21 protein-coding genes are annotated in these 21,751 nt (G+C 62.1%); 14 read left to right on the top strand and 7 right to left on the bottom strand.

The window, feature by feature from the left end; all coding sequences use genetic code 11:
- Both AB6802_RS04875 and AB6802_RS04870 read left to right on the top strand, forming a co-directional pair.
- Positions 1-501 (top strand): DUF2285 domain-containing protein, encoded by a 501-nt coding sequence (locus AB6802_RS04875; protein WP_371008894.1) that lies wholly within the window; start codon positions 1-3, stop codon positions 499-501.
- A gap of 191 nt (positions 502-692) precedes the next feature.
- Positions 693-1,274, top strand: a complete 582-nt coding sequence (locus tag AB6802_RS04870) for a hypothetical protein (RefSeq protein WP_371008893.1) — start codon at positions 693-695, stop codon at positions 1,272-1,274.
- Positions 1,275-1,391: 117 nt separating this feature from the next.
- Here AB6802_RS04870 and AB6802_RS04865 read toward each other — a convergent pair whose 3' ends face one another.
- Positions 1,392-2,720: a hypothetical protein gene (locus AB6802_RS04865; protein ID WP_371008892.1), complete on the bottom strand. Its 1,329-nt coding sequence runs from the start codon at positions 2,718-2,720 to the stop codon at positions 1,392-1,394.
- A 924-nt stretch (positions 2,721-3,644) separates the two neighbouring features.
- Between AB6802_RS04865 and AB6802_RS04860 the strand changes: the two genes are divergently transcribed.
- The 7 genes from AB6802_RS04860 to AB6802_RS04830 all read left to right on the top strand — a co-directional run bounded on the left by AB6802_RS04860 (position 3,645) and on the right by AB6802_RS04830 (position 7,793).
- Positions 3,645-3,971 carry a DUF736 domain-containing protein gene (locus tag AB6802_RS04860; RefSeq protein WP_371008891.1) on the top strand — a complete coding sequence of 109 codons (327 nt, stop codon included), beginning with the start codon at positions 3,645-3,647 and terminating at the stop codon, positions 3,969-3,971.
- 302 nt (positions 3,972-4,273) lie between these two features.
- Complete coding sequence (locus tag AB6802_RS04855) at positions 4,274-4,555, top strand: AlpA family transcriptional regulator (protein WP_027042654.1); 282 nt, start codon at positions 4,274-4,276, stop codon at positions 4,553-4,555.
- A 17-nt stretch (positions 4,556-4,572) separates the two neighbouring features.
- Complete coding sequence (locus AB6802_RS04850) at positions 4,573-5,625, top strand: replication initiator protein A (RefSeq protein WP_371008890.1); 1,053 nt, start codon at positions 4,573-4,575, stop codon at positions 5,623-5,625.
- Complete coding sequence (locus AB6802_RS04845; protein ID WP_371008889.1) at positions 5,622-6,113, top strand: DUF2840 domain-containing protein; 492 nt, start codon at positions 5,622-5,624, stop codon at positions 6,111-6,113. Before AB6802_RS04850 ends, AB6802_RS04845 begins: the two co-directional genes overlap by 4 nt.
- On the top strand, positions 6,110-6,655 hold the full coding sequence (locus AB6802_RS04840) for a S26 family signal peptidase (RefSeq protein ID WP_371008888.1): 546 nt from the start codon (positions 6,110-6,112) through the stop codon (positions 6,653-6,655). The genes AB6802_RS04845 and AB6802_RS04840 overlap by 4 nt, the downstream gene beginning before the upstream one ends.
- Positions 6,656-6,690: 35 nt before the next feature.
- The gene (locus AB6802_RS04835) at positions 6,691-7,020 is read left to right on the top strand and encodes a DUF736 domain-containing protein (protein ID WP_371008887.1); all 330 of its coding nucleotides are present in this window, start codon (positions 6,691-6,693) and stop codon (positions 7,018-7,020) included.
- Complete coding sequence (locus AB6802_RS04830; RefSeq protein ID WP_371008886.1) at positions 7,017-7,793, top strand: lytic transglycosylase domain-containing protein; 777 nt, start codon at positions 7,017-7,019, stop codon at positions 7,791-7,793. The genes AB6802_RS04835 and AB6802_RS04830 overlap by 4 nt, the downstream gene beginning before the upstream one ends.
- Before the next feature lie 103 nt (positions 7,794-7,896).
- On the opposite strand, the gene AB6802_RS04825 is transcribed toward AB6802_RS04830, so the two are convergent.
- The 3 genes from AB6802_RS04825 to AB6802_RS04815 form a co-directional block, all read right to left on the bottom strand.
- On the bottom strand, positions 7,897-9,426 hold the full coding sequence (locus AB6802_RS04825; RefSeq protein WP_371008885.1) for an IS66 family transposase: 1,530 nt from the start codon (positions 9,424-9,426) through the stop codon (positions 7,897-7,899).
- A 72-nt stretch (positions 9,427-9,498) separates the two neighbouring features.
- Positions 9,499-9,852, bottom strand: a complete 354-nt coding sequence (gene tnpB / locus AB6802_RS04820; protein WP_023767057.1) for an IS66 family insertion sequence element accessory protein TnpB — start codon at positions 9,850-9,852, stop codon at positions 9,499-9,501.
- Positions 9,849-10,754: a transposase gene (locus tag AB6802_RS04815; RefSeq protein WP_371008884.1), complete on the bottom strand. Its 906-nt coding sequence runs from the start codon at positions 10,752-10,754 to the stop codon at positions 9,849-9,851. The genes tnpB and AB6802_RS04815 overlap by 4 nt, the downstream gene beginning before the upstream one ends.
- Before the next feature lie 256 nt (positions 10,755-11,010).
- On the opposite strand from AB6802_RS04815, the gene AB6802_RS04810 reads away from it, so the two are divergent.
- The 3 genes from AB6802_RS04810 to AB6802_RS04800 all read left to right on the top strand — a co-directional run bounded on the left by AB6802_RS04810 (position 11,011) and on the right by AB6802_RS04800 (position 15,318).
- Complete coding sequence (locus AB6802_RS04810; protein WP_371008883.1) at positions 11,011-12,750, top strand: relaxase/mobilization nuclease domain-containing protein; 1,740 nt, start codon at positions 11,011-11,013, stop codon at positions 12,748-12,750.
- A gap of 142 nt (positions 12,751-12,892) precedes the next feature.
- A complete protein-coding gene (locus AB6802_RS04805) occupies positions 12,893-14,872 on the top strand; it encodes a conjugal transfer protein TraG (RefSeq protein WP_371008882.1) in 1,980 nt (659 codons plus the stop codon).
- A gap of 5 nt (positions 14,873-14,877) precedes the next feature.
- Positions 14,878-15,318, top strand: a complete 441-nt coding sequence (locus tag AB6802_RS04800; RefSeq protein ID WP_371009313.1) for a CopG family transcriptional regulator — start codon at positions 14,878-14,880, stop codon at positions 15,316-15,318.
- A gap of 88 nt (positions 15,319-15,406) precedes the next feature.
- Here the strand turns inward: AB6802_RS04800 and ehuB are convergent, their stop codons facing one another.
- Both ehuB and AB6802_RS04790 read right to left on the bottom strand, forming a co-directional pair.
- The gene (gene ehuB / locus AB6802_RS04795; RefSeq protein ID WP_371008881.1) at positions 15,407-16,279 is read right to left on the bottom strand and encodes an ectoine/hydroxyectoine ABC transporter substrate-binding protein EhuB; all 873 of its coding nucleotides are present in this window, start codon (positions 16,277-16,279) and stop codon (positions 15,407-15,409) included.
- 605 nt (positions 16,280-16,884) lie between these two features.
- Complete coding sequence (locus AB6802_RS04790) at positions 16,885-18,420, bottom strand: Fic family protein (protein ID WP_371008880.1); 1,536 nt, start codon at positions 18,418-18,420, stop codon at positions 16,885-16,887.
- On the opposite strand from AB6802_RS04790, the gene AB6802_RS04785 reads away from it, so the two are divergent.
- Positions 18,419-18,658, top strand: a complete 240-nt coding sequence (locus AB6802_RS04785) for a hypothetical protein (RefSeq protein WP_371008879.1) — start codon at positions 18,419-18,421, stop codon at positions 18,656-18,658. The genes AB6802_RS04790 and AB6802_RS04785 overlap by 2 nt on opposite strands.
- A 108-nt stretch (positions 18,659-18,766) precedes the next feature.
- Here AB6802_RS04785 and AB6802_RS04780 read toward each other — a convergent pair whose 3' ends face one another.
- A complete protein-coding gene (locus AB6802_RS04780; protein WP_371008878.1) occupies positions 18,767-19,234 on the bottom strand; it encodes an Lrp/AsnC family transcriptional regulator in 468 nt (155 codons plus the stop codon).
- Between the two features lie 127 nt (positions 19,235-19,361).
- Between AB6802_RS04780 and AB6802_RS04775 the strand changes: the two genes are divergently transcribed.
- A complete protein-coding gene (locus tag AB6802_RS04775; RefSeq protein ID WP_371008877.1) occupies positions 19,362-21,743 on the top strand; it encodes a transketolase in 2,382 nt (793 codons plus the stop codon).
- Positions 21,744-21,751: the final 8 nt, after the last annotated feature.

Here is a 21,751-nt window from a genome sequence, read left to right as displayed (position 1 = left end):
GTGACCCTAGTCGAGGTTCCGACGGATCTGCGAGCGCGAGAGGGCATCGCCTCAGACGTCTCGCTGGCCGCGGGCCGCCATGACGAGGTGGGCCTTCACATGCGCTCTTCGCCGAGAGCTACGCAACTGGCACTTCTCGGCTACGCGAAGCCAGGCGAACCCCTTGCCGCCATCATCCCGCTCGACGACATGGCGCACGACCGGCTCCAAGCGATCGAGCGGTTCATCCGCTCGATCCACAGGCAACACCTTCCCGACCCGCGATTGACCGCAGCCCAGCGCCGGCGCCTTGGTCATATGCTGCGATGCCTCGATGGCCGGGAGGAGCAGGCATCCCATTTTGAAGTCGCGACCGCCTTGTTCGGCCGTCGGCTGGTCAGCGCCGCAGACTGGCACGACTCTGCCTTTCGCTATCAGACGCAACGCCTCCTGCGCGACGGCTTGAAGATGGTCGAGCGCGGCTACCGCCAATTGCTGCGCGCGCGGCGGCGCCACTCTTAAGGTGTTGACCAGCTAGCACCATCTTCTGAGCAGTCTGCAAGTCCAAGCGTATTTTCCATTCGACAGTGAACGGGGCTTTGCCCTTTATACTGTGGAATGGCGTTGCTAATCGCCAAACGAAAGCGGCCATTGACGCAGGCCCCTTCCTAATAATTATGAAGTAGTGATGAGTCGATTTTTTCGGAGGAGGCGTGACCGACCACCGCGTCATCAAAACAATTACCGGGGACGGTAGGACTCGTGAGGTGAAACACTGGACCGAGTGGCTGAAACGTGTGCCCTCGATTAGGGGAAAGTTTTCCCGTTGGGCGAGTGATTTCGATCCTTTCTACTGGAACGAGGCGGCCAGCGTTGCCGTTCTAGCAAACGCTGCGGCGAAGGCTGGATATTTGGCACATACCGAGTATGTCGCACTGAAGCGGGACGCAACGCGCGGCAGGCCATTTCGGCAGGGGCGGTGCGACCTGTGGGTCGCGCACGTCCAAGATGAGATTTCGTGGGCATTTGAGGTCAAGCAGCATTTCGCGGCACCCAAGATCCGGCAGGCGACGTTTGATGCAAAATTAGAACGGGCACGTAGAGACGCAAGTCAGGTCGATCACGAGGAAGCTGATAGACGGGTAGGCTGCCTTATTATGGTGCCAGGCGAATATGCCTATGAGTCCGACGATCTCATCGCTCATTTTGATAGCCTTTGCACAAACGCGGATGTGGCGTTTCGTCTAAATGGAGGACTCCGTTGCATTTGGCTTGCGTTTGCGCTCGTCACTTAACGAGAAAATATTGGGGCGAGCGGCGGGCTGGAGCGGCCTGCCTAGGCCGCATTAGCGCAGTGTCGGCTGCCCGCGGCGCCAACCGGTCGCCACCTCTGCCCCGAGGTTGAGTTAGGTTTAATGCTGAGCGAGAAGGGCCGCCGCCGTACGGCGTTCATTCAGCAGTCCAATTTCGCTCTCGTAACAATCGGCGAGATTATCCATGAAAAGTGGTTTCGAACGAGCAATCTTCGCTGCACGTCTGAGGCAATCCGCGGCCGCTTCCACATTCTTGTCACTATGGTTAGGCCCGCTCAGGAACACGCCCGCTTCTGCTTCCAATAGTTTCACTGTCATCAAAGGTGCGTCGACTCCTTCGAGAACCAAATTCCGCCTAGCATCGTCTAGCACTCGAAAGGCTGAGGTTGTGTCACCCCCATTACGCGCTATCCCAAGCGCGAGGCTTCGGGCATTGAGCGCCGCCGATTCAAAGTCACCGCTTTGCTCCGCAACATCCGTGGCTTCCTGTAGAAGGTCTTTAACACACGCACTTTCCGTCTCAGATATCCCCACCCTGGTTCCCCACTCGCACCCATTTCTGAGCAGCGCGTGAGCGGCGTTCAATTGTGCACCGCCACAGAGAGGATTCATTCCCGGAATGGATGACTTGATCCCTCGCCTTTCAGTTGCCAGAACTTGCAAAGAGGCGAGGGATGGACCCCGGTTTCCTTGTTGAGTGAGTAGGCGTATTGGGACCGCGATGTCGTCGTAGTCGCGCTGGATGCGTATCAGTAGCTCCCTACAGGTGTTCACGGCACTTGGAACCTCGAAATGCTCCGCGCGGCTCATTAATATGGACGCTGCCTTAGTCAATACTGGAAACCGCTGAGAGGCTTTTTCCGTGACCTCGTCAGTATACTTTTCGAACGCATGGATAAGGACCTTGCCAAACCTCAAAAATTTCCTTTTCTGACCCTTCTGCCCAGTCTCATCGATGCTTTTGTCGATGAGTTTAAGCCAAATCCCTGGATCCGTTCGCGCTTGTTCTCGGCTAAAGCCTAAAGTTTTCAGCCCATTGTCGAGATGATCAAGTACATCGCTGCGACTGTGAACCGGTGCGAGGCCATTTCTCTTTGCACCCACTCTAGCTGGTGAGAGGGCTTTCCAATACGGCCAAAAGGCGGCGTCCCATTCATCAATTTGTTTGCGAAAGGATCGGCTTTGAGCGCGTGAGTCACCGTGTCCCCGCTCAAGGCGATCTTTCATTCGCTCGTGAAGGCCACGGTCGATTGGTCGTTTGGGAAGATCGTCCGAGTCATCACAAAAGTAAGGCGCCCACGACCCTCCATTTCGATGAACACCATAGAGCGATCTGCGCCAATCACTGCTTCCGTAGAATTTCTGTGCGATATCAGTCGCAAGTTGAAGCGTTCTACTGAGATAGTCGGTGATTGGGCTTAGGTCCATGATGTGAATCCTTGGGACAAGATCGCCGAGAGTTTACTCCCGTCGGCGACGGCACCCCCCTCAAATTTCGGCCACTGCACCTTGGTGGAGGGCGCTGCCGTCTGGCTATTAATCAATGAGCATCATGCATCTCCAAAGGATATGTAACATGGATCTGAACACAGCTCACCTGATTGTCGCATGCATAGTCGTTGTCTGCACTTTCGCTGGTTGTACCAACGACCTACGGGACGGCCGTCGATCGATTGGCGAAATCTGTGAGAGGATTTACGAACGCAGGTATGAATTGGCGCTCAGCGTTATTGTGATCGCGACGTTCGCCAATTTCGGACACGCTTGACGATCACAGCGATAGCGGCGCCGCAGGATGAAAAGGCAGCATCCTAAAAGCTACTTTTGCAGCCGACTCCCAGAAGCCCGACAACGTCCATTTAGATCTGCGAGAAGGCCGACCCAATTGGCTTATATCACGACAGGTCGACGCTGCCGCGTGGGCGAAGATCTGTCGATCCAAGCAAGCCGCTCCAAGTAAGTGCGCTCGGCACTGGTCGGAAGGATCCTTCCATGCGGTACATCCCGGCCTGCATTAGGAGATCCGCCGATGTAACGGTCTGCTTAATCTTTCTCGACCCGCATGCCGCCATTGCCCCCCGTGTCTCTGTTCAGGTAGCCCACCAACGACCTCTCGAACGGGCTGATCTGGCCGAAGGACGGCTGAAGCCTCGACCGCCTCTGCCGCAATGGCGCGTCGCGCGTTTCTTCCCCTGGGCAAAGCCCATTCCTCGCGGAACCAAGAAACGCGCGCCTGCGCCATCCTCCGCTTTGCTGCGTTCGCAAGCGATGCGGCGGCGGTCGCCTTCGGCCCCGCGATCGCCATCGAGGCCGCATGGTGCGGGCTCGGAAACGAAGAAACGGAGACTGAAAATGGCTACCATCGGCACTTTCAAGAAGACCAATGCGAACGAGTTCACCGGCGAGATCGTCACCCTCAGCGTCCAGGCCAAAGGCGTGCGCATCGTCCCCGACAACCGGGCCAGCGGCGAGAACGCTCCAAGTCACCGCGTGGTGGTCGGCAAGGCCGAGATCGGCGCCGCCTGGTCCAAGCGCTCCAACGAGGGCCGCGACTATCTCGGGCTGAAGCTCGACGATCCGAGCTTCACCGCTCCGATCTACGCCAACCTCTTCGCCGACGAGGAAGGCGAGGGCTACAGCCTCATCTGGTCCCGCCCCAACCGCCGCAACGGCGAGTGAACTGGCCAACGCCTCGCCCGGTATCGGGCGAGGCGTCTTCTGCGGGTGATCGCGGAAGCTTTCCGCGCCGCGGGCTGCCATCACCGGGCTTCCTGTCGTCAGAAGCGTTGCTTGATGCGCGATGGCGTGAAGATGGTTGAGCGCGGCTATCACAATTGCTGCGCGCGCCGGCGCCACTGCCTGAAGGCCTCTTGGCGGTGCGAAATAGCGCCCCGCAATTGCGCACCTGATCACCGTCCCCACGCTCCTCCATCCTGGCCATGGATCGCCGTTCAATCGCGACGGCCACAAGGAGACATCCCATGAACGCCGACGCCGCGCCATTGCCGCCGCGCTACCTGCGCACTTCGGAGGCAGCGCATTTCCTCAGTCTTTCGGCGCGTACGCTGGAAAAACACCGCACCTACGGCACCGGGCCTGCCTATCGAAAACTCGGCGGCCGCGTCGTCTACGCCGTCGACGACCTCCAGGCCTGGGTGCAGCGCGGCGCGATGACGTCGACATCCGATCCGCATGGCTCGGTGCTGCCCGCCAAGCCCCAAGCTGCCCGCCTGATCGCCTATGCCGGGCGCGAGAGGCGCTGACCCGGCTGATCTCCCCTATGTCTGGACGCACACGCCAACCGTCGGAACGCGGACAGCTTGATCTGTTCCACGCGCTGCCCGGTGTCGTCGCGCCACGCGATGCGCAGGACCTCATGGCCTATCCCTTCTTCTCCCTCGCCAAATCCAGGCGCATCACGCCGATCGACTTTCGCGCCGGCGATGTGGCTATCCGTGTCGAAGCGATGCCCGACCACGGCATGGCGACGATCTGGGATGCCGATATCCTGATCTGGGCCGCGAGCCAGATCGTCAACGCGCGGGATGCCGGATTGCGCACGTCGCGCCTGATGGCCGCGACGCCATACGAAATGCTTACCTTCGTCGGCCGCGGTGTCTCGAAGCGAGACTATTTGCGCCTCAAGGCGGCGCTCGACCGCCTGCAGTCGACAAGCATCGTCACCTCCATTCGCCAACCCATCGAAGGCCGGCGCCATCGCTTCTCATGGATCAATGAATGGCAGGAGCGCTTCGATCGAAACGGCCGCCCGCTCGGCGTCGAATTGATCCTGCCCGATTGGTTCTATCGCGCCGTCATGGATGACGCTCTGATCCTGACAATAGACCGGGCCTATTTTGGACTGACCGGCGGGCTGGATCGCTGGCTCTATCGGCTGGTGCGCAAGCATGGCGGACGCCAGCGCGCTGGCTGGCGTTTCGACATCCGGCACCTGCATCAGAAGTCCGGCAGCCTCTCGCCGCTCAAGCGTTTCGCCTTCGAGCTGCGTGACATCGTGCGCCGCCAACCTTTGCCGGGATATCTGCTCTTCACGGAGGTCGAAGCCAGCGGCCGTGTGCTGCTGGCTTTCGAGCCAGCGCCCGCGCCGGTTGACAGGATCGTGCCATCGGGAACCCGAACTATCGTGCCATCGGGAACCGCATCCTCGTGCTTTCGGGAACCGCGATCGGCCCTAAGGGACGGGCCCGCCACGGAAAACCGCGCTCTTAACTTAGAGTCTAACTCTCAATCTAACAGTCTTGCGCGCGAGCGGTCTGGCGGTGGGGAGCAGGAACGGCGGTGCGTTGGCCGGCGCGAGGGAGACGACACATGACGTCGTGTCCCCGATCGACGCCGCGCGGCGACCTCACGACGGTCGAGCTGATCTGGATCGAGAAGCGGATTGAGCATCGCATCCGCTTCGGACGTGCTGCCCATGAGACGATCATCGACAAGCAGCGCCGCGTCGTCGCATTTGCGCCAGGCAGTGTCTTTGCGTTCGTGCGCTGGGCGGCGAATGACTTTGGCACGGTCGTTTCGCGCATCGACATCGTGCGCGCGGTCTTGCCCGCTGAACCTTATCAGACGCTGCCTTACATCCGGCCAGGCGGCGAGATCCTGCTCAAGATCGCAGGCTGGGACAAGGTTGAGCTGGTTCTCCAACGGATCGATGCGATCGAGGCGATCGGTCTCGATCCGGCCGAGGCCGCACCGGACTATTGGCGTCAGACCCACAACCGTCTGATTGCCGGCGCGACGCCGCGTGGCTATTCGCTCGAGCAGCACCGCGCCTTTCTGCTGCGCAAGCGGGTGACCTCATGAGCCGCGCCGCATGCATGGCCGCAGCACTTGCGGCCGTCGTCGCCACGGTCGCTCCGGCTGTCGTGGAGATGCCGCCGCTGCTGCTGTGGAATGCATCGGCCAGCGCGCCGCTTGGGCTCTATGCGATCAGGAAAATGGCCGCCCCGACGGCTGGCGCGCTCGCTGTCATTGCACCGCCAGACACAGTCGCCCGGTTCGCCGCCAGGCGTGGCTACCTTCCGCTCGGCGTGCCGATGCTGAAACACATCGAGGGCCTTCCTGGGAGCCAAGTCTGCCGCCTCGGTCGCGTCATCACGGTGAACGGGCTTGCGGTGGGTGCTGCACAGGAGCGCGACCGCAAGGGACGCGCGCTGCCTGACTGGCAGGGCTGCCGCATCATCGCCGCAGCCGAAATCTTCGTCATGAACAGGAAGGTCGGGGACAGTCTCGACGGCCGCTATTTCGGCCCGTTCCCGGCGAGCTCGATCGTCGGAGCCGCGCTGCCGCTTTGGACCGACGAGAGGGGCGATGGCCACCACACCTGGCTCGCTCCGGCGAACTGAAATTCAGTCCAGCCAACAAGAGAAGGAGATAATCCATGGCCGAGATCGGCGTCTTCAACAAAACTGAATCTGGTTATTCCGGACGCATTCGAACGCTGCTCGTGGATGCCGAGCTGGTGCTCGTGCCGACCAAAATATCGGACGGCAAAGCGCCTGATTTTCGTATCCATATCGGCGACGGCAGCGGTCCCGAGGTCGGCGCGGCCTGGAAGGAAACCGGACAGACGGCTGGCGACTATTTGTCGTGCCGATTGGAGGATCCACTGTTTGGCCGGCGCTTTCGCGCCGGTCTGTTGCAATCCGATGACGGCTCCTGGTCGCTGCGCTGGATACGGCCGAAGCCGCGGCCGGATCGTGCGCGATGAGTGGGCCATCGGCGCCGAACTGTGCGCACGAACGCCGCCCCGTCGGTTGGTTGCGTGGTCGGCGTGAAGCACTTCTCCTTATCGGTGGCATGCTGATCGTCTGTCACGCAATGACGGGGGCCGTCGCGCAATCCGCGCCGGCCCCGCGCAAATCCGCCGACGATCCTTATGCCGCGCCTATCGCCGAGGCGTCGCATCGCTTCCATGTTCCCGAACGCTGGATACGGTCAGTCATGCACCTCGAAAGCGCCGGCGACCCACGCGCCGTGTCGCGAAAGGGGGCCCTGGGCTTGATGCAGATCATGCCCGGAACCTGGGCTGAGCTCCGCCTTCGCCACCAACTCGGCCGCGATCCCTATGATCCACACGACAACATCCTTGCCGGCACCGCCTATCTTCGCGAGCTGTATGATCGATACGGTTCACCGGGCTTTCTCGCCGCCTACAATGCAGGGCCAGGGCGTTACGAAGCCTCCTTGAAAGGCCGTCCGCTGCCGGCTGAGACCCGGGCCTATGTTGCGATGCTCCGCCCTTTCTGGGGCGGCGGTGATGCACCCGGCGCGCTCACCGCCGGTCATGCCAAGGCCGTCAGCTGGAAGGTCGCGCCGCTGTTCATAGTGCCGTTCGCGTCCATGGCCGCTTCCGGTCTTCCGTCCGGCGAAGCCACTCCCGTCGAGGTCTCGTCGTCACCGTTGGTGCGCAGACTTTTCGCGGCCGTTTCGCAGCCGCGCCAGCTGTTCACTGGGTCCGACGTCCGGACATCGCAGCGATGACGAAGTCTCCGTCAAATGGCGCCTTGGCGTCTCTTTGGACGTCCCAGCCTGTGAGGCGCGTAGGCACAAGGCAACAAGTAAGCGTCCGGTCGTTGCACGTCGCTCAACTCTTGACAGGATTTCCGACTTTCCAAGCCCAGGGCAGGAGTTCATCGAGCCGGTTTACCGGGTGACCGTCGACCATGCGAATGAAAACATCGCGCAGCCAGGCATACGGCTCGACGTCGTTGAGCTTGCAGGTTTCGATCAACGAGCACAGCACTGCCCAGCGATGACCACCGCCGTCGCTGCCCGCGAAGAGATGGTTCTTACGGCCGAGCGCAACTGGTCTGATTGCGCGTTCGACCGGGTTGGTGTCGAGCTCGATACGGCCGTCGTGCAGGAAGCGGGTCAGGCCGGCCCAGCGCGAGAGCGCATAGCGGGCGGCTTCGGCGAGCGTACTGCGACCTGGCAACAGCGGGAGCTGTGCTTCGAGCCAGACCCGCATGGCGTCGACGATTGGTTTGGAGCGGCTGCGCCTGGCTGCAAGCCGATGCCCCGGCGATTGGCCTCGAACATCGGCTTCGACGGCATAGAGTTCGCCGATCCGTCGCAAGGCTTCCACTGCGATCGGCGCGCTGGTGGCCTGCGCAACGTCGTAGAACTTGCGCCGTGTATGGCTCCAGCAAGCGGCCAGAACGATATCTCCCTTGCCGGTAAGGCGCTCGAACCCGGCATAGCCATCGACATGCAGAACACCCTTGAAGCGCTCGAGATGCGAGACGGGACGCTCGGCTTTGCGATCCGGCGCAAACAGATAGACCGCGGCCGGTGGCTCCGGTCCGCCCCATGGCCTCTGCTCGCGGGCGTATACCCACAGCCTTCCCGTCTTGGTGCGGCCGCGGCCAGGATCGAGCACCGGCACCGGTGTGTCATCGGCAAAAAGATGGTGCGAGGCGAAGACGCTTTTGGCGAGCCGCTCGTGCAGGGCTTCCAGCCACCAGCAGGCGCCGCCGACCCAGCCCGCGAGTGTCGAACGCGGGAGCTCGACGCCATTGCGGGCGAAGATCTGCGACTGCCGATAGAGCGGCGTGTGATCGCAATATTTGCTGACCAGCACCTGCGCCAGCAACGCCGGCGTCGCCAGACCGCCAGCGATCGGCCGCTCCGGCGCCGGCGCCTGCATCACCGTCTCGCAGACCCGGCAGGCATATTTTGGCCGCGTCGTCCGGATCACGCGAAGCTGCGCTGGAACCCAATCCAGCATCTCGCTGACGCTTTCGCCGATGGCATGCAGCGCGCCGCCGCAGCACGCGCAGATCATGCTGTCGACATCGACCAGAACATCCTCACGCGGCAGATGATCGGGCAACGGCTTGCGACGCGACGGCCGCTCAGTCGACGGCTTGCTGACGAACTGACGGCTCTCCTGGATGCGTGCGATGTCAGCGTCGAGTTCTTCCAACGCAAGTGCAAGCTGATCGGGATCGAGCCGCTCCGAGCTGCGGCCGAACTGCGCCCGCTGGAGCTTTTTGATGATCGACTGAAGCCGCTCGATCTCGCCGTCGCGGCTCTCGACCGCAGCCGCCATGTCGCGCACGAGACGTTGAAGAAGAGCTGGATCGGATGGCAGGTTTTCGAGATCGACCAACATGATCGATTCTATCACAAACAGCACCGGAACCCAAGGATTCCGGGATTCTTTACGACAATAGAAGTGCCGCTTTCAGCCGGCCAGCATCGGTCGCCAGAAGCGTTCCGGCGCGCGCCAGTCGATGCCCTCGATGAGCATCGCGAGTTGTGCCGGCGACAGTGCCACCGAGCCGCCAGGCTCGGCCAGGCGCGGCCACATGAACTGTCCGTGATCCATGCGCTTGGTGAACAGGCACAGTCCCGTTCCGTCCCAAAAAAGGATCTTCAGGAGCGAGGCATTCTTGCCGCGGAAGACGAACAGATGGCCCGAGAAGGGATCCTTCTTCAGATGCTCCTGGATCAACGTGGCGAGCCCATCGAGACCTTTGCGCATGTCGGTGTGACCCAACGCCAGATGCACTTTCACGCCCGCCGGAACGACGATCATGATGCCTTCTCCTTGCCGGCCAGATGCCGCTTGACCGCAGCCGAGGTGGTGCCCGCCGGGGCGAACACCCGCCGCCCATCATCCAGTTCGATCGCCACCATGCCGTCCGGCGGCCGCACCAGATTGCGCAAGGCGGCGAGCGCCGGCGGCTCGCTTTCTGCTCCATCGGCGATCTCGACCAGCGCCAGTTCCGGCGCCTTGCGAGCGGTCAGGCCGAACTCCTCGCGCCAGCGGAAGGCCATGCTGGTGGCAATGCCATGGCGGCGACAGACCTGCGCCACGACAACGCCGGGCCTCTCGGTCTCCGCAACGATCGCCCGCTTCTGCTCGTCGCTGAACCGGCGCCGGTTCGAGCGCCCGTCTATCGCTTCCGGTGTCAAGCGGTATTGGCGCCTCGCGCAATTAGCAGCGCTGCTTAATTGGGCTCGGGCACTCGGATGAAGAAGCGATCGCCAGTCCATTTCGTCGCCGGATTCCTCCAGGCGATCGCGCCAGATCCGCAGCGCATGTCGCGACAGTCCAAGCGCCGCAGCGTACTCGGCATGGCCCATGCCGCTCCAGTTCATCGCCTCGACATGCATGCTCCAGAACGCCCGAAGCGCGACCGGACCGCTGTCCGTGCGCTTGCCGTAGCGATAGCGCGGCCGCCTTTGGGGACGCTTCGGCTGTTGCTTGTTGTGCTTACGTCCGGTCTTCTTGCGGCGCAAATTCTGCAGCTTTTCCGCGCGCTTGCGCAGGTCTTCGGCGCTCACCAGATGGCGCGTCCACAGCTCGAATGTCCTGATCGAAAGATCACGCTGGCGGCAGAATTCCTGCGCACTGAGATCGCTGCTGAGCCAGCTCGCGACCTGCGACGACCAGTAGGGGCTGTTGGCGTTGGCCCAGGAGCGGCGAGGTGCCATCCGGATATCCTCCACAAACCGAAGGAACCCGACATGATGCGAGATTGCACTACTTCAAATATGTGCAGGGACCGGACGGTTACGGCAACAACCGGGGGATGGCAAGATAAAAGGGCGCACATTGCGCGGCGGTCGGTTGGTTGTATTTGCTGGGTTTTTCGCCACTTTTCGCACATTGCAGCGAGCAGGCGCAATGTGCTGAACGCATGCAAATCATTGTATTCGTTATGCTTATGGCAGTGTGAGGGCGCGTGCCATGCCCGATGAGCGCGAGTTCCGTGTCCGTCCAGGTCGCATTCGCTCGACGCGAGCCCAATCGTCGCGGCCCTTCATCGCCCAGGTGCTCGCGGCCGCTCAGAAGGCTGGCGGCGGCGTGCCGCGGGCCGGCGCAGTTAGGTCAGGCACGCGCTCGCAATTCGGACGCGGCAGGGCGGCGAGCGTTCAGGCCAACCGCGTCCTCACCGGCCGCTCCCGCGTCGCCGTGATCAAGGCCCGCGTGGTTCGCCATTCGAAACGTGGCGCACCGCTGGCGATCCACCTCAACTATCTGCGGCGCGAGGGCGTCACGCGCGACGACGCGAAAGCCCACATGTTCGGACCGGAAGTCGACGAAGCGTCGACCACGGATTTCGTCGCGCGCTGCAAGGAGGACCGGCATCATTTCCGCTTCATCGTCTCACCAGAGGATGCCGTCGAAATGGCCGACCTGAAATCCTTCACCCGTGATCTCATGGGTCGCATGCAGAAGGATCTCGGCACGGCGCTCGACTGGATCGCGGTCGATCATTGGAACACCGACAATCCGCATGTCCACGTCATCTTGCGCGGCCGGGCCGACGACGGACAGGACCTGGTGATCTCGCGCGACTACATCAGCCGTGGCATGCGCGATCGTGCCAGCGATCTCGTCACGCAGGAGCTCGGCCCCCGGTCCGATCTCGAAATCCGCCGGCATGTCGAGCGTCAGGTCGACGCCGAGCGATGGACCGGGCTTGACCGCCAGTTGCTCCGGGACGCCCGCGACGACGGTGTCATCGATCTCGCGCCGCATGCCGATCGCCAGCCTGATGAATTCATCGTGCTCAAGGTCGGGCGGCTGCGCAGACTGGAAACACTCGGCCTCGCCGAGCAGCTCGGTCCTGGCCAATGGGTTGTCAGCGACAGGGCCGAGGCAACGCTGCGCGAGATGGGTGAGCGCGGCGATATAATCAAACGCATGCATCGCGCATTCTCGGTCCGCGATATCGAACGCGCAAGCGCCAGCTATGTGCTGGCGGCGGAGAACGTGGCTGAGCCGGTCATCGGCCGTCTGATCGAGCGGGGACTGGATGACGAACTCAAGGGCACCGCCTATGCGGTCATCGATGGAGTCGACGGCCGTTGCCATCACGTCCGGCTCGCCGATATCGAGGCGGCGGGCGATGGCGTGCCAGGCTCGATCGTCGAGCGGCGCACATTTGAGGACGCTCAGGGACGCCGGCGGGTGGCGCTTGCCGTGCGCTCCGATCTCGACATCGGCAGACAGGTCGATGCGGAGGGGGCAACCTGGCTCGACCGGCTGGCGATCGCCCGTCCTGCGGCGGCTCTTTCCGATGGCGGCTTCGGCGCCGAGGTCCGCCTGGCGCTCGATCGGCGCGCCGAGCATCTGGTCGGACTGGGGCTGGCTGAGCGGCAGTCGGGCGGAACGGTCTTTGCGCGCAACTTGATCGCCACGCTGCGACAACGGGAACTCGACGCGCTGGGCAGCCGGCTCGCGGCTCAAAGTGGCCGGTCGTTCAACCGCGCCGGCAGCGGCGACTTCGTATCTGGCACCTACAGCCAACGCTTTGCGCTTGCATCCGGCCGTTTCGCGATGATCGATGACGGTCTGGGCTTCCAGCTCGTGCCCTGGACGCGGTCGTTGGAGCGCCATCTCGGCAATCACGTCTCCGGTGTTGTTCGCGCTGATGGCGGCGCCGATTGGAGTTTCGGCCGCAAGCCCGGTCTCGGCCTGTGACGGCGCTCTCACTTGGCGCCCGGGATCTTGCGCTGCCGATCCCCTGTCTTCCTTGCCGGCAGTGCGACGCGACGCGATCGGTGCGAGCCGGCTGTTGAATCTCGCATCAAGCTTGCTCACCTCGCGGCACAAGGAGGAATGAATGTCGGGAACGAAAGTCCTTTGGGGGCAGATCGTCATTGTCTTCTTGATCGTGCTCTTCACGATCTGGGGATCGACGCAATGGTCGGCGTGGCAGCTGGGTTATCAGGAGCAGCTGGGGGCGCCGTGGTTCGTCATCGGCGGCATGCCGGTCTATTATCCGCCTGCCACCTTCTGGTGGTGGTATTTCTATGATGCCTACGCGCCTGGCATCTTTGCGCGCGGCGGCCTGATTGCCGCCTCGGGCGGCTTCATAGCGATCGCCGTGGCGATCGGCATGTCGCTCTGGCGTGCCCGCGAGGCGACCAAGGTCGTGACCTACGGTTCCGCCCGCTGGGCCGATAGGAGCGAGGTGCAGGCGGCAGGCCTGCTCGCCCCGGACGGTGTTGTGCTGGGGCGGTATGGGTCTCACTACCTGCGCCACGATGGACCCGAGCATGTGCTTTGCTTTGCCCCGACGCGTTCGGGGAAGGGTGTCGGCCTTGTCGTCCCCTCGCTGCTCACATGGCCTGGCTCAGCCATCGTCCATGACATCAAGGGCGAGAACTGGAGCCTCACGGCCGGCTTCCGCGCCCGCTACGGCCGGGTGCTGCTGTTTGATCCGACCAATTCAAGATCTGACGCTTACAACCCTTTGCTCGAGGTTCGCCGTGGTGAATGGGAAGTGCGCGACGTGCAAAACATCGCCGACATTCTTGTCGACCCGGAAGGCTCGCTTGAACGGCGCAACCATTGGGAAAAGACGAGCCACGCCCTTCTGGTCGGTGCGATCCTGCATGTGCTTTATGCCGGACCGGACAAGACCCTGGCCGGCGTCGCTGCATTCCTGTCCGATCCGAAACGCCCGATCGAATCGACCTTGGCAGCGATGATGACAACGGCGCATCTGGGAGAGGGCGGTCCGCATCCCGTCATCGCCAGCGCGGCCCGCGAGTTGTTGAACAAGTCCGACAACGAACGCTCCGGCGTGCTCTCGACCGCGATGTCCTTCCTTGGGCTCTATCGCGATCCGGTGGTGGCGCAGGTGACCCGCGCCTGCGGCTGGCGCATCGCCGACCTAGTCGCCGAACCTCGTCCGGCGACGCTCTATCTCGTTGTTCCGCCCTCCGACATCAGTCGCACCAAGCCGCTGATCCGTCTCATCCTCAACCAGATCGGCCGCCGCCTGACCGAGGATTTGCAGGCGAGGGCGGATCGCCATCGATTGCTTCTGATGCTGGACGAGTTTCCAGCGCTCGGACGGCTCGACTTCTTCGAATCCGCGCTCGCGTTCATGGCCGGCTATGGACTGAAGAGCTTCCTGATCGCGCAGTCTCTCAATCAGATCGAGAAGGCCTACGGGCCGAACAATTCCATACTGGACAATTGCCATGTGCGTGTCAGCTTCGCGACCAATGACGAGCGCACCGCCAGACGTGTCTCCGACGCCCTTGGTACGGCAACCGAGCTGAAGGCGATGAAGAACTATGCCGGTCACCGGCTCTCGCCATGGCTCGGTCATCTCATGGTTTCGCGCTCGGAGACGGCGCGGCCATTGCTGACGCCCGGCGAGATCATGCAATTGCCGCCTAGCGACGAGATCGTCATGCTGGCGGGCACGCCGCCGATCCGGGCGAAGAAGGCGCGCTATTTCGAAGACCCGCGGTTGCGAGCGCGCATTCTGCCGCCACCCGCTCCTGAGGCGCGAGCCGAGCCGGAGCCCGACGATTGGACCGTGCTTCCGTTGCCGCTGCCGCCAGCGGGGATGGCTGCCGCGCCCGTCGTGGTGAAAAACCAGCACGAATCTACGGACTCCGAGTTGCGGCGGCAACCCGAACTCGATCCCCCGGCTGCGCCGGAGCCGCCGCTTGTCAACGAATTCGAGATCGACGCGCCAGACGAGGCGGATGATCTCGCTGCGAGCAGCAGCCAGATGGCTGGCCTTGTGCGGGGTGTGGCGCGTCAGATCGCGCTCGATCCGGACGATGGCATGGAGCTGTGACGACTGTGCCGGCGACGAAGAAAAAGGTGCAGATTTCTGTGTATCTCGATCCTTCGGTGATGGCGGCGCTGCTCGAATATGCTGCCCGGCGCGATCGCTCGCAGTCGCTCATCGCTGAAGCGGCGATCGCCTCTTTTCTCTCTCCGGATGCCGACGCGCAACGCGAGGCGGCGATCTCCAGGCGTCTCGACCGGATCGACCGCCGGATCGCGCGTCTGGAGCGGGATGCCGGCATCTCGATTGAAACGCTGGCGGTGTTCATCCGCTTCTGGCTCGCGACCACGCCTGCCTTGCCGGAACCGATGGCCCAGGCGGCGCGCGCCAAGGCAAGCGAGCGCTATGATGCTTTCGTCTCTGCCCTTGGCAGACGCCTGGCCAAGGGAACGACCTTGCGGCAGGAAATCCCCGAAGACGTCGCGCCGTCCAGCGATGCGGAAGGACAATGATCTGCAGGTCATGTAGCCGGACAGAGGCGCCGCCCGAGCTCGCGCGGCGCCGCCCGCTCTGTTGATGCCAGGCGGCTTCTGACGTCGGTCAGTTGGCGGCTCCGCACAATTGCGACGTCGTCAATCCTGGCGGCACGTTTTCCGTGGGACCAAATCCGTATTTCGCCATGATGGTGGCGATCGTGCCGTTCGACATGACCTTCGCCAGCCCCTGATTGTAGAGGTCGCGCAGATCGCCATCGTCCTTCCTGAACGCGATCGCGATGTAGCTGATCGACTTCTCGTCCGTCGTGAATGGGCTGGCGCGCTCCAGATCGGGGCTCCTGTTGCCGGCCAACAGTCCGATCACCGTCGGTGAAGAGAACACCGCGGCGTCGATGCGGCCGGCGCGCAGTGCCGCGATGTTGGTCTCGATGTCCGGGAACTGCAGGATGCGGTCTTCCGGAACCCCCTCGGTGATGGCGTTCTTGATGACATTGCTGCCGCGGCCGCCGCCCATGATCGCGTCGGACTTCTTGGCAAGATCCGCATAGCTATGGATCGCCTTGGGGTTGCCGGCGAGCACGATCGCCGCGTCGTCCGACCTCAGGTCGGGAGCGCCGAAGGCGACCTGCTGGCATCGCTCCGGCGTTATCGACAGGCCAGATGCGACGGCATCGAAACGCCCGGCCATCAGGCCCGGGATCAAGGCGCCGAACTCGGTGACCTCGAAGTCGATCTGCTTGACGCCGAGATCGGCGAAAGCGGCTCTGAGGAGATCAGGGTGCCAGCCGAGCAACTCGCCGGTTCCTTCCTTCTTGTAGCCCCATGGCGACCGGTTGTGGATGCCAATGACGATCCGTCCTTCCTTCAAGACGCGTTCCTTTGTGGTTTCCGCCGCGGCCGGCAGCAGAGATCCAACTAGCGCGGCATAGGCGATGCAGGCCAGGCCAATGGCGGCCGATCGGGCTCGAAATTTCATCGGTGCAGTCCTCCCGTAAGATTGAGTTGTTGCGCGCAGGCGTTCCGCCTCAGCCGCGCGACGCTACGTTCGAAGGCTGCTTGTCGTCAATATAGATGTACAAAATATGTACAAAACATTGCGATTGCAGCAGTGAGAGCCTCTCGCTCGTGGCGACGAGGGGAATAGGTTTGTTCGTGAGTAGCGATTGGGTTGATGGTGGAATTCGCGGCCTGGGTCTACGCGGCCTGGTGCGAATTTCCTCCACGGTCTCCGTTGCCAACCCTGGAGGCGACGAAACGCCACCCAGCGGGTTCCCGCGCAATTGTGACGAGGCAGGCTCGCTCTTCGGCGCTTGTCAAACAGGGTGCTCACCAACAAGAAACCGCTGCCGACATCGGAGCATAAACTCTACAGCCTGCGGCACACGTTGGAGGATCGACTGACGGCAGTTGAGGCGCCTGAGGAAAGCGTCGCTCTCTTGATGGGCCGCAAATGTATGCGGCCGAAATACGCGCCGCACCATCCTTGGCGCGGAAGCGCATGTGTGGCTTCAAAGAATGGCCTCTATTCGACCCGCGAGTATCAGACTGACGGGAACGTAGGGTTTATCATCTTCTAGTTTGTCATCTGCCAGCTTGCTCTGAGGACCATTTGACCCGTTTCGCCAGGAATTCGGCGAAAGGCTTTACATTCATCCCAACGCTAGCCTGTTCAAGCCCGGCGAGGTATGCCTTCCGGTCCTCCACTCTCACCACTGTCCAGGGATAGCCGCCTGATGCCAGCATGGCATTCATCAGAAAGCGGGCCACGCGTCCGTTTCCGTCAGGATAAGGGTGAACATAGCCGAGAAGCCAATGCCCCAGAACAGCGCGAACCGCCGGTTCTGCTTCGGCTTGTAGCAGATCGAATAGCGCATCCATGCCGTCGAGTACCGCCTCCACACGCGGCGGTACGTGCGATGACCCCTTGAGATACACAGGGTGGTTTCGATAACCGGCGAGCGCGCTCGCTTTCAATATGCCTGCACTCACTGAGGGCGCGAAGAGCTCCCGATACCATTCCCGATGCGCATCCCTCGTCAGTTTACCCGCAGGTGCGCCGTCGATAATCGCGGCAACCGCATCCTTGACCTTTTGGAACGCCTGATAGTAGCCGCGGGCGGCCAGCGCATCGCGGTTCTTACGATCTGCTTCATCGATCTCTGGATTCCAGCCGCCATCGCGCACGCGGTCGATCAGTTCTGGCGTAACGCTGTAGCCTTCGATCGACAATGAATGATAGGCATCGCTCTCATAAATATCTTCCACGAATTTCATATAGCTATCCTTGTCGGATGGCAGCCCGGGTGCCTTCGGGAAAATTTCGGCCACCGCATCGCGCTGTGATTCCCAGATGGCGTGGAGCCTTGTCACGATCGGCGGCGCGCCTGACGTGATGGCAGTAACGCCGACCTGCCCGGCGAAAGGATCGGACTCTCGAATGTCATAGCTTGCAGCCTTGAACGCGGCGACGATCTCGTCAGAGAAGGCATCGTGCCCTATGCGTCGAAACGCGCCGGCAAGCCGCCCGGCGATAGCCGAATGGCCGCCATCGAGCAAAAGCCCTAGCACGCCTGAGACACTGCGTAATGAAGCCATGGCAACCTGGGCTTCGATTGGGTAACGCTGGAAAAATGCCTCGGGTACACGGACGAGGGCGGCATTGACGGGAAACAGGCGCAAGCCGTTCTTCTCCGTTAGGTTTTCAGGCATATCCTTGATTTTGAGGTCGTATAGCGATGTGCCAAACAGCAGGCCGATTTTATTGTTGCCTCCGTAAGGGCTGCTGATCACCACCTGCGGTGGGATCGCAGTAGCCTCTGCGTGCAGGAGCAATGATTGCTCGGGAGAAAGGTACCACGCCTTCCCGAAACGCTCGTTGCAATACATGGCGCAAAACTCCCAGAAGCTGGCATACCAAGGCGTCGTGTCTTGCTCCTGCGCTTGCGGTCCGGTGGACATCAACCACCCTTTGATCACCTCACGGAGGAATCCGTTTTGGAGTAGGCGTTCACGATGGACCCGGGTGATCTCTTGAGATTTGAAAATGCGGCGCCCTCCTGCCTGCAGGTCCTGAAGGATGGCGAGGGATTGCGCGAGTTTTTCGTGAGGCTTAGCCATGGCTGTGCCCTTGCAAGTTTTTTCTGCCGTTCAAACACAAGTATATAGAGCTGAGCGATTGCAAGTCAATTACGCTGCTAGGAGGCAAGTTTTTGATGATGTACCATTGCAAGTTTTTGACGCAAAATATCCGATGGCAACAGGAATTCGCGACATCGGGCTTGCCAGCATCGGTTCACATTTGGCTTTCGGAACAATATCATATCGACCCGACAGGCCGATCCATCCCATACAGTGAGGTCGCGATGGCCCTAAGGGACTTTCTGTCGAAGAATATGAGCTTGCTTTCGTCGAGCACAATGTGCGTGCCACACCGACAACTGGCCGTCGCAGAATATCCGGTCGGTTAGACAGGCAGCACTTCCGAGCGCTTGACCTGGCCAAGCGCGAAGCTGCTTTCGATCGAAGCGATGTTGTCCAGCCGCGTCAGCTTGTCCTTGATGAACCGCTCATAGGCCTCGAGGTCGCGCACCACGATGCGCATCAGGTAATCCCGCTGGCCGGTCATCAGATAGCAGTCGACCACTTCCGGCCAGCGCAGCACCGCCTGGGAGAAGCGGTCGAGATCATCCTCGCGTTGCCGTTCAAGTTTGATCGACGCGAAAGCGCTGATCGGCAGGCCGAGCTTCTTCTGGTCGAGGACCACGGTGTAACCCTTGACGACGCCGGCGCTCTCCAGGAGCCTGACGCGCCGGGCGCACGGAGAAGGCGAAAGACCGACGGCTTCAGCGAGGTCGTTCGTCGTCGCCTTTGCGTTCTTCTGCAGCGCGGCGATGATTTTAAGGTCGATTGCATCGAGCGTCGGATTTGGCACGTTTTCCCTCGTCTGGACGTCATCATTGGCTGGATCAGCCAATATTGTTGATATGGTTGCGTAAGAATAGCCACTTTTGAGCGACGGTGGCCGCTATCGTTGAGCCGCGATTTCACGGGAGCCGACGATGACGATCCTTTCCGAGCTTCAACGCAAGGTTCTGTGGCTGGCTGTCTGGATGATCCATCATGCCAATCATGTTCGCGGGTCTGATGACGGCCTCAAGGTCGGCGGCCACCAGGCGTCGTCGGCGTCCGCCTCGACCTTGATGACGGCGCTCTATTTCCACATCCTCAGGCCTGAAGACCGCGTTGCCGTCAAGCCGCATGCCAGCCCGGTTTTCCATGCCATCCAGTATCTGTTCGGCAGGCAGACGCTTGAGCAGCTGCAGAATTTTCGCGGCTATCGCGGCGCGCAGTCCTACCCGTCACGAACCAAGGATATCGACGATGTCGATTTCTCGACCGGGTCGGTCGGGCTGGGCGTGGCGCAGACCCTGTTCTCCTCCCTGGTCCAGGATTATGTCAGGGCAAAAGGCTGGAACGCGGACCAGCCGGAGGGTCGGATGATAGCCCTTCTCGGCGACGCTGAGATGGATGAAGGCAATATCTTCGAAGCTCTTCTCGAAGGGTGGAAGCACGGCCTGCGCAACACCTGGTGGGTCGTCGACTACAACAGGCAAAGCCTTGATGCGGTGGTGCGCGAAGGGCTGTGGCAGCGCTTCGAGTCCATCTTTCGCAACTTCGGCTGGGATGTGGTGATCCTGAAACATGGGACATTGCAACAGGCGGCCTTCGAGGAAGAGGGCGGCGAAAAGCTGCGGTCCTGGATCGACGCATGCCCCAATCAGCTCTATTCCGCGCTGACCTTCCAGGGCGGCGCCGCATGGCGCCGGCGCCTTCTGGACGACCTCGGTGATCAGGGACCGGTCACCCGCCTGATCGAGAAGCGCAGCGACGAAGACCTTGCCGCCTTGATGGCAAATCTCGGTGGCCATGATCTGGCGAGCATCATCGATGCCTTCGAGGAAGCGCGCGGGCATGATCGTCCGACCTGCTTCATCGCCTATACGATCAAAGGCTTCGGCCTGCCGCTCGCCGGCCACAAGGACAATCACGCCGGATTGATGACGCCGTCGCAAGTCGAGGCGTTGCGGCAAGGCATGGGTGTCCGCGAGGGGCGTGAATGGGAGAGGTTCGAGGGCCTTGCATACGATGAGGCCGCGATCCGGTCCTATCTGGCGTCGTCGCCTATCGCGCAGCCAGCTACCCGCCGCCATCAAGCCCCAGCCGCAACCGTGCCGGCGCGGATTGCCTTCAGCGCCCAGGCGTCCATGTCGACGCAGCAGGGCTTCGGCCTTTTGATGCACGAGATCGCCAAGTCAGACAGCGATTTTGCAAAGCGTGTCGTCACCACGTCTCCGGACGTCACGGTCTCGACCAATCTTGGGGCCTGGGTGAACAGGCGGGGTCTGTTCGCGCGCGGCGACCAGGCGGACACTTTTCGTGAAGAACGCATTCCCTCTACCTTCAACTGGACGTTTTCGCCGTCGGGACAGCATTTCGAACTGGGCATCTCGGAGATGAACCTCTTCACGATGCTGTCGGCGCTGGGTCTGTCGCACTCGCTTCACGGCGAGCGCCTGCTTCCGGTCGGAACGCTCTACGACCCCTTCATCGAGCGTGGCCTCGATGCGCTCAACTATGCCTGCTATCAGGACGCTCGCTTCATCCTGGCGGCGACACCATCCGGCGTGACGCTGGCACCCGAGGGCGGAGCGCATCAGTCGATCGCCACGCCGCTGATCGGCATGGCGCAGGACGGCCTGGCGACATTCGAGCCGGCCTATGTCGACGAGCTGGCAGTCATCCTGCGATGGGCATTCGACTACATGCAGCGCTCCGGCGAGGCCGAGCCCGACGACCAGACCTGGCTGCGCGATCAGACTGGAGGTTCGGTCTACCTCAGGCTCTCGACGCGGGTGATCGAGCAGCCGGCACGCCAGACGGGGGAGCCACTGGCGCGCGACATCATCGATGGCGCCTACTGGTTGCGCAAGCCCGGGCCGAATGCCGCTGTGGTAATCGCCTATTCGGGAGCTGTCGCGCCGGAGGCGATACAGGCATTGGGGCTGATGGCCGGTGACCGGCGCGATATCGGGCTTCTTGCCGTGACCTCGGCCGATCGGCTGAACGCTGGCTGGTCGGCCGCGGCGCGGGCGCGCCAGTATGGCCATCCGCGCGCCAGCAGTCATGTCGAGCGGCTGTTGGGCGGTCTCCCGGCCTCATGCGCCATCGTGACGGTGCTGGACGGACATCCCGCAACGCTCGCATGGCTGGGGTCGGTCCACGGCCACCGCACGCGCGCGCTCGGCGTCGAGCATTTCGGCCAGACCGGTACGATCGCGGATCTCTATCGGCATTACGGGATCGATGCGCAAGGTATCATGGCCGCGGTGCAATCGGTTTCGGCCGGCCGGCCGCTGAGGCACCTTGGCTCCGCCGCCTGACGATCCGC

It is taken from the genome of Mesorhizobium sp. RCC_202 (assembly GCF_041355295.1).
Lineage (GTDB): Bacteria > Pseudomonadota > Alphaproteobacteria > Rhizobiales > Rhizobiaceae > Mesorhizobium.
This window is presented reverse-complemented; position numbering and strand designations above follow the sequence as displayed.

What these genes read in the sequence shown, in the direction of transcription:
- ehuB (WP_371008881.1), bottom strand. Translation starts at nt 16,279, where the DNA reads ATGAAATTTCGAGCCCGATCGGCCGCCATTGGCCTGGCCTGCATCGCC.
- AB6802_RS04835 (WP_371008887.1), top strand. Translation starts at nt 6,691, where the DNA reads ATGGCCGAGATCGGCGTCTTCAACAAAACTGAATCTGGTTATTCCGGA.
- AB6802_RS04815 (WP_371008884.1), bottom strand. Translation starts at nt 10,754, where the DNA reads ATGGCACCTCGCCGCTCCTGGGCCAACGCCAACAGCCCCTACTGGTCG.
- AB6802_RS04865 (WP_371008892.1), bottom strand. Translation starts at nt 2,720, where the DNA reads ATGGACCTAAGCCCAATCACCGACTATCTCAGTAGAACGCTTCAACTT.
- AB6802_RS04855 (WP_027042654.1), top strand. Translation starts at nt 4,274, where the DNA reads ATGAACGCCGACGCCGCGCCATTGCCGCCGCGCTACCTGCGCACTTCG.
- AB6802_RS04775 (WP_371008877.1), top strand. Translation starts at nt 19,362, where the DNA reads ATGACGATCCTTTCCGAGCTTCAACGCAAGGTTCTGTGGCTGGCTGTC.
- AB6802_RS04830 (WP_371008886.1), top strand. Translation starts at nt 7,017, where the DNA reads ATGAGTGGGCCATCGGCGCCGAACTGTGCGCACGAACGCCGCCCCGTC.
- AB6802_RS04790 (WP_371008880.1), bottom strand. Translation starts at nt 18,420, where the DNA reads ATGGCTAAGCCTCACGAAAAACTCGCGCAATCCCTCGCCATCCTTCAG.
- AB6802_RS04840 (WP_371008888.1), top strand. Translation starts at nt 6,110, where the DNA reads ATGAGCCGCGCCGCATGCATGGCCGCAGCACTTGCGGCCGTCGTCGCC.
- AB6802_RS04810 (WP_371008883.1), top strand. Translation starts at nt 11,011, where the DNA reads ATGCCCGATGAGCGCGAGTTCCGTGTCCGTCCAGGTCGCATTCGCTCG.
- AB6802_RS04785 (WP_371008879.1), top strand. Translation starts at nt 18,419, where the DNA reads ATGGCTGTGCCCTTGCAAGTTTTTTCTGCCGTTCAAACACAAGTATAT.
- AB6802_RS04860 (WP_371008891.1), top strand. Translation starts at nt 3,645, where the DNA reads ATGGCTACCATCGGCACTTTCAAGAAGACCAATGCGAACGAGTTCACC.
- tnpB (WP_023767057.1), bottom strand. Translation starts at nt 9,852, where the DNA reads ATGATCGTCGTTCCGGCGGGCGTGAAAGTGCATCTGGCGTTGGGTCAC.
- AB6802_RS04845 (WP_371008889.1), top strand. Translation starts at nt 5,622, where the DNA reads ATGACGTCGTGTCCCCGATCGACGCCGCGCGGCGACCTCACGACGGTC.
- AB6802_RS04825 (WP_371008885.1), bottom strand. Translation starts at nt 9,426, where the DNA reads ATGTTGGTCGATCTCGAAAACCTGCCATCCGATCCAGCTCTTCTTCAA.
- AB6802_RS04850 (WP_371008890.1), top strand. Translation starts at nt 4,573, where the DNA reads ATGTCTGGACGCACACGCCAACCGTCGGAACGCGGACAGCTTGATCTG.
- AB6802_RS04805 (WP_371008882.1), top strand. Translation starts at nt 12,893, where the DNA reads ATGTCGGGAACGAAAGTCCTTTGGGGGCAGATCGTCATTGTCTTCTTG.